Annotated in this window: 6 protein-coding genes and 1 pseudogene; 3 read left to right on the forward strand and 4 right to left on the reverse strand. The window is 62.5% G+C overall.

The annotated features are described in order from the left end of the window. Positions 1 to 220 (reverse strand): hypothetical protein (locus tag L8F97_RS22155; protein ID WP_242154887.1); only part of this gene is annotated, 220 nt, incomplete at its 3' end. Between the two features lie 125 nt (positions 221 to 345). Beyond that, positions 346 to 954: a hypothetical protein gene (locus L8F97_RS22160; protein ID WP_242154888.1), complete on the reverse strand. Its 609-nt coding sequence runs from the start codon at positions 952 to 954 to the stop codon at positions 346 to 348. 466 nt (positions 955 to 1,420) lie between these two features. On the opposite strand from L8F97_RS22160, the gene katG reads away from it, so the two are divergent. Then, positions 1,421 to 3,649, forward strand: a complete 2,229-nt coding sequence (katG, locus tag L8F97_RS22165) for a catalase/peroxidase HPI (RefSeq protein ID WP_409929086.1) — start codon at positions 1,421 to 1,423, stop codon at positions 3,647 to 3,649. 194 nt (positions 3,650 to 3,843) lie between these two features. Here katG and L8F97_RS22170 read toward each other — a convergent pair. Continuing rightward, a pseudogene (locus L8F97_RS22170) lies at positions 3,844 to 4,148 on the reverse strand (tyrosine-type recombinase/integrase); the annotation flags it as partial. Positions 4,149 to 4,270: 122 nt separating this feature from the next. After that, positions 4,271 to 4,855 carry a dihydrofolate reductase family protein gene (locus tag L8F97_RS22175; RefSeq protein WP_242154890.1) on the reverse strand — a complete coding sequence of 195 codons (585 nt, stop codon included), beginning with the start codon at positions 4,853 to 4,855 and terminating at the stop codon, positions 4,271 to 4,273. A 280-nt stretch (positions 4,856 to 5,135) separates the two neighbouring features. Here L8F97_RS22175 and L8F97_RS22180 point away from each other — a divergent pair, with 280 nt between their 5' ends. Together L8F97_RS22180 and L8F97_RS22185 are read left to right on the forward strand one after the other, a co-directional pair. After that, complete coding sequence (locus L8F97_RS22180; protein WP_242154892.1) at positions 5,136 to 5,648, forward strand: SDR family NAD(P)-dependent oxidoreductase; 513 nt, start codon at positions 5,136 to 5,138, stop codon at positions 5,646 to 5,648. 29 nt (positions 5,649 to 5,677) lie between these two features. Further along, positions 5,678 to 5,959, forward strand: a complete 282-nt coding sequence (locus tag L8F97_RS22185; protein ID WP_242154894.1) for an SDR family NAD(P)-dependent oxidoreductase — start codon at positions 5,678 to 5,680, stop codon at positions 5,957 to 5,959. The last annotated feature ends 367 nt before the right edge of the window (positions 5,960 to 6,326 follow it).

Consider the following 6,326-nt stretch of genomic DNA (forward strand, 5'->3'; position numbering starts at 1 on the left):
CAAGCGCCGTGCGGCTCGGATAGAACAGGTGGCGGTAGCACTGCTGGATGGCAATCGCGATGTCAGACTCGGACCGGCGCGCCAATTCGATGACCTGTGCCTTCTGGTAGTCGGCCAGCTCCCCCAGACGATCGGGACGCTTGAGCTCCTGCAATGCGAGATGGCGCGATACCGTCGCGGTCAGGTGTGGTACATGGAGATCGTCAGCGACGAGGAACACGAGATTGTTGCGCAGCTGGCGGAGCCCGCCGCCATCCTGCCCCTTGCGCTAATAGCAGGTGGCGATCAGCTCCGGCACCTCGTAGGCGACGTGGCCGATGTTCAGTGCTTGGTGGTAGATGAGCGCTAGCCGGAGCTTGCCCTCGCCGATCTCGTCGGGAACGTCGAACGCGCCTGCGGGGAAGGGGATGGACTCGAACTAGTGTCGTTACCGTCGAAGATGTCCTTGATGCGGCTGTCCGCCTCTACGCGCAGTGCGTCGGCTTCGACGTTACGCTCCTCGCGGGCGATGATGTGTGTGATATTGGCCTCGGCGTTGAAGCGCAGCGGCGCGCTGGGATGGTCGTCGAGATAGGCCGAGCCCGGGATGAACGCGGCCTTGGCGTCCGACACGAAGCTGAGGTCGGCATCGGGCGACAGCACCGAGTACCGCAGGTGCGCCGGCGTCAGGCCGGGGCGCTCGTTGTTGTATGCCATCGTGTGGACGAAGACAGTCCCCGCGACATAGCTGGCGTACGGGAGTAGACCGCCGAACCTGTCGGCATCGATGCCCGCCGCGAGCGCTGCACGACCGGCCTTGCCGTCGATGTCGTTGAGGATCGCGGAATTGTACTGGCTCTGGTTGAGGCGGGTGGTGAACTCCCGGCGGATACTGGTCAGTCGCTGACATGGCAGGGCTGCAGCAACAGAGGAGCAAACCGTGAAGCGGCAATAGCACGGAAGCGGACGGTCCACGTTCCACGACAATCCGCCTTTCGAGTCGTTCGTTAAGGTGGCAAGACGAAAATGAACAAGTGTCTGATTTTGGGAAGCCGCCATTCGCACCTGAATGTCCAGAATTGGGTCCCCTCATTCTTCGCCTGCGCGCACGTGCGCAGCCATTCCTGCAGCCAAGGCTCGAACACAATCGCCATGCGATGGGTCGACCGCAGGTCTTCGTGGGAGACGGTCCATACGGGCAGGTAGGCGGTGAACGTGTTGCGCAGCACCGGTGTGAGTGCGGGGGCGCACCTCGCGATCGACTCCTGCATCACGCCAATGGCGAGGAAGTGCCATGTTCATGGCGTGTGAGCAGGCATGACCGTTGTTTCAGTGAGCGCAAACGCATTATCGCTTCAAGTGATCGCAGAAATCGGTTCAATTCGTTGGAAGAACTTATGCGCCCCACTAGTGTGGGGCATCACATAAGAGGAGTGAGAAGATGGCTGACGAAGATCCCAGCGAACGCTGCCCGATGGGCCGAAAAAGCGGCGGTGCGGGCACCGTCCGCTCGCTGCTCGGCCGTACCAACAAGGATTGGTGGCCCGAAGCTCTGCCGGTCGAAATTCTGCACCAGCATGGCGTTTCGCCCGACCCCATGGGCGAAGATTATGATTATGCCGAGGCGTTCCAAACGCTCGACTACAGCGCGTTGAAAGCCGATCTCACCGCGCTGATGACCGACAGCAAAGCGTGGTGGCCAGCGGATTACGGTCACTATGGGCCGTTCATGATCCGCATGGCTTGGCATGCCGCCGGCACTTATCGGGTCACCGATGGCCGTGGTGGCGCTGCGTCGGGCCAGCAACGCTTCGAACCGCTGAACAGCTGGCCGGACAACGGCAATCTTGATAAGGCGCGGCGCCTGCTGTGGCCGATCAAGCAGAAGTACGGGAAACACATCAGCTGGGCGGATCTTTTCATCCTCGCCGGCAACGTTGCCATCGAGAGCATGGGCGGTCCGACCTTCGGTTTCGCCGGCGGGCGCAAGGATGTCTACCAATCAGAAGGCGATACCTACTGGGGTGCCGAAGAGCAGTGGATCGGACACGCGGAGCACCAGACGCGTATCCGCCCAGACGAGCAGCTGGACCTGGAGGGGCCACTTGCCGCCGACTCAATGGGCCTGATTTATGTCAACCCGGAAGGTCCGGGCGGCAACCCGGACCCACTCGGTTCGGCACGCGACATGCGGGCGACGTTCTCGCGAATGGCGATGAATTCGGAGGAAACGGTCGCGCTCACCGCCGGGGGCCATGCCTTCGGCAAGGCGCATGGCGCGAAACCTGCGGAAAACTTCGGCAAGGAGCCCGCGTCGGAAGCGGTGCACATGCAGGGGCTCGGCTGGCTTACCGACAGCGAGGAGATCGGCAAAGGCCACATCACCACCTCGGGGATCGAAGGCGCATGGTCGAACAATCCGACCAAATGGACTGGCGACTATTTCCGTCTGCTCTTCAAGTACGACTATGAGCTGACGCACAGCCCGGCGGGTGCACATCAGTGGACGCCAGTTAATCCCGAATGGGAGGATATGGCCCCCGACGCACGCGACCCTGACAAGCGCGTACCGACGATCATGACGTCTGCGGATATGGCGCTGAAGATGGATCCTGAGTTCCGCGCCATCTCCGAGCGCTTCCGTGACGATCAGGCGGCTCTCGACGATGCGTTCGCGCGCGCCTGGTTCAAGCTGACCCACCGCGACATGGGCCCGAAGGTTCGTTACCTTGGGCCGGAAGTGCCGGAGGAAACGCTGATCTGGCAGGACCCGGTGCCGCAAGGAACGGCTCCGAGCGATGCCGATGTCGCGACGTTCGCAGAGAAGGTGCTGAGCTCCGGCCTGAGCGTCGGTCAACTCGTCAAGACCGCCTGGGCTTCCGCCTCTACCTACCGCAAGTCCGACCATCGCGGCGGTGCGAACGGTGCGCGTATCGCGTTGGAGCCGCAGAAGACCTGGGCGATCAACGAGCCGGCGGAGCTGGCGACGGTGCTTGCCAAGCTTAATGAACTGCGCGGTACCATATCGCTTGCCGACGCCATTGTCCTTGCGGGTTCGGTGGCGATCGAGAAGGCGGCGAAGGATGCCGGCTTCGATGCGAAGGTGCCGTTCACCGGCGGTCGCGGCGATGCCACCCAGGAATGGACTGATGTAGAGAGTTTCGCATGGATGGAGCCGCAGGCCGATGGCTTCCGTAACTATCTACGGACGCGTCAGACCGTGAAGACCGAGGAGTTGCTTCTCGACAAGGCATCTCTGCTCGGTCTGTCCGGGCCTGAGATGACGGTGCTGCTCGGCGGCCTTCGCGTGCTGGGCGCCAATCACGGCGACAAGCCGGAGGGCGTCCTGACCGATCGCAAGGGACAGCTCACCAACGACTTCTTCGTCAATCTGCTAAACAACGAAACCTTCTGGGAGCTCGTTGATCCATCCAGCGACGAGGAGTTCATCGGGCATGATCGTGCCGGCAAGCACGAGAAGTGGCGCGCTACGCGTACGGACCTGGTATTCGGCTCGAACTCGCAGCTTCGTGCGACGGCTGAAGTTTATGCTGAGAATGGAAACGAGGAGAAGTTCGTCCAAGACTTTATCAAGGCTTGGGTGAAGGTCATGAACGCGGACCGTTTTGACGTAACTGCCAAGCCGGTTACCTCGAACATCGCAACCTGACCGCAGTTTAACTGTGGGAAAGAAGGCGGTCGCGAGAGCGAGCGCCTTCTTTTCTTTTCAGATCGGTGAACACACTGGCTGCGGGGATTTTACCAGCAGCAATAGCAACCGAGATGCCGTCGAATCGAAACATGGATGGATGGCAGATTTGGAGAGGCGGGCGGGCCCGGCCCAGTGTCGCCTATTGGGTCTGCTCAGACGTCCGTGCGTTCGGCCAGTTCCAAAGCGTCCTCCACGTCAACGCCTAGGTAGCGCACCGTGCTGTCGATCTTGGCATGGCCGAGAAGGATCTGAACGGCGCGAAGGTTACCAGTCGCCTTGTAGATGATCGATGCTTTTGTGCGCCGAAGCAAGTGCGTCCCGTAATCCTGAGCCGGGAGGCCGATGCCGACCACCCACTCGTGCACGAGGCGGGCATTTGTCGCGTGCTCGTGTGGGCCATGTAGTCATTTCGGCTCGAGAAGACGCATCGTCGGCACGGGCGCTTGCCGCCTCGCCGGCAAGAGAAGGCGAGCCGCTAACGCGTCGAATCTAGGCAGCGCGCGGGCGTCGAACAATCGGGCGCGGGGTTCATGCGGTTGAGCATCGGTCATCGCCGCGTGTGCGCCGTCAGGTCCGGGATTATTCCACGCTGTAGCGCAACCAAAGGATGCCGCCGTCTATCAGCTCATGCTCCTGCAAGGTAAGTGAGGTCAGCGGGACGGGTAGCCCCTTGTCGCTGGTCGGCCCGTCAAACGTCACCGGCGCGCCGCCCGCCCCGTCGATCGCAGGCACGATCATCAAGCTGATTTCATCAACCAGCCCGGCACGCAGGAAGGCGCCATTGATGTGCCCCCCCGCCTTCGAAGAGGAAATGTTCGATCCCCAACTCCTCGCGAAGCGCACGCGTCGCCCGGTCGAGGCCGTCTTCGCCGGCGAACAGGTAGCCGACGCCGTCGGCCCGGAGCCCGGCGAGGTGCGCGTCCGGCACCTGATCGGTGGGAGTACAACGATCGGATCGACACCGACGTCGCTGCGACCCCAAGCGATCTTGCCGTGGGTGTCCGCGACGATCGCATAGGCCGTCGCATGGCGTCGCGGCAGCCATGTCTTGCGGAGCACGCTCGCGCCCGTCTCGCCCGGGTAGGTGTCGCTTGGCAAACTCCTGGCCGGTGATGCGGCCGACGATCCAGGAGCCACCACCGAGCCGTTCGTGGAGCTTGTCATAGAGCTCATGATTATGGGCATCAATGGGCGACCAACGTTCGGGCAGGATGCGTCCGTCGATGCTGCTTGCGATGTGACAGGTGATCCGGGGCCGCATCTTCTCGCTTTGCTGTGAGGAGTACGGGCGATCAACGCTTCACCCGGGCTAACGCCCGCGCTTAAATCCTTGAACAACATGCAACGGAACACTGAACCGGGTTCATGGAAGCGGCTCCGTGGCTCGGCGTTTCACTGGAGACTTTCGAGAGAAACGACCCCGATCCCAGCTAGGAGACCGCCCATGATCAACCCCTTCAGCTCGCTGTCCGGCAAGGTAACGTTCGTCACCAGAGCCGCGGGCGGCATCGGTCGCGCAACCGCGCTGGCGTTTGCCGAAGCCGGCGCAAGCGTCGCCGTCGCCGACCTGTCGGAAGAGGAGACCAGCAAGGTAGCTGGCGAGATCAAGGCCGCGGGTGGCAAGGCGCTGGCCGTTGCTTGCGACGTGTCGAAGAGCGCCGACGCCGAAGCGGCGCTTGCGAAGACGGTTGAGGCGTTCGGCGGGCTCGACGTCGCCTTCAACAACGCCGGCATCGAGCAGGACCAGAGCAAGCTCGCCGACATCGACGAAGCGGACTTCGACGAGGCGGACTTCGACCGGCTGATGGCAATTGACCTCAAGGGCGTGTTCCTATGCATGAAGCGCCAGATCCCGCTCATGAAGCAGCGCGGTGACGGCGCGATCGTCAACTCCTCGTCCGGCGCCGGCGTCGTCGGCATCGCCGACGGCGGCCAGACCGAGGGTCTGGGCGGGTGAGCGGCCACCTTGCGATAGCGCCGGGCCGCATGGCCGTGATCACGGGCGCGGCGAGCGGCATCGGCCTCGCCGTCGTGACCCGATTGGCCGAAGCTGGGATGCGGGTCGCGCTGGCCGACCTGCCCGGTGCCGTGTTCGAAGACCCGCGTTCGCATGCCGCCGCAGAGGGCGGAGATATCCACGCGATCACGGCCTCCGCTGTCCAGGATCCAGTGCAATTCAGAGGTTTGGCTTGTTGTCTGAAACCTGCCGCGCGGCAGATGAATCAAAGTCTGGTTCCGGAGAGCGGCGGGAGGAGCGCGAACGTCTGAGCCTAGGTCGTCGCGACGCAGGGGCGGGGATGGGCAGCAAAGCCCGGTCACCGCCAAAGACCGGCCCTTCCGCAGTCGCCCAGAAGCAGACCTTCTTCGCGCGCCGCTTGTCGATTGTGTATGCTCAACCCTGGTCTATACTGCCGCCCATCAGATGAACTCACTGGCGGGCCTAGTACGCGGTTAGAGGGGACAAACCATGGGCATTGTAACGATTGAGTACTCCCAAACGTACATGGGCAATTACATTCAACCCGCCACGACCGGAGGACGCGAGGTACATTTGACCGTCACCTATGACGAGAATGCCCCAGCCAAGCTGCATGTCAATGGGGGCGAGAGTCCCGATTTCGATGCTTTCCACGTG

Origin of the sequence: Sphingomonas sp. BAUL-RG-20F-R05-02, from assembly GCF_022662305.1 — a bacterium.
Taxonomy (GTDB): domain Bacteria; phylum Pseudomonadota; class Alphaproteobacteria; order Sphingomonadales; family Sphingomonadaceae; genus Sphingomonas.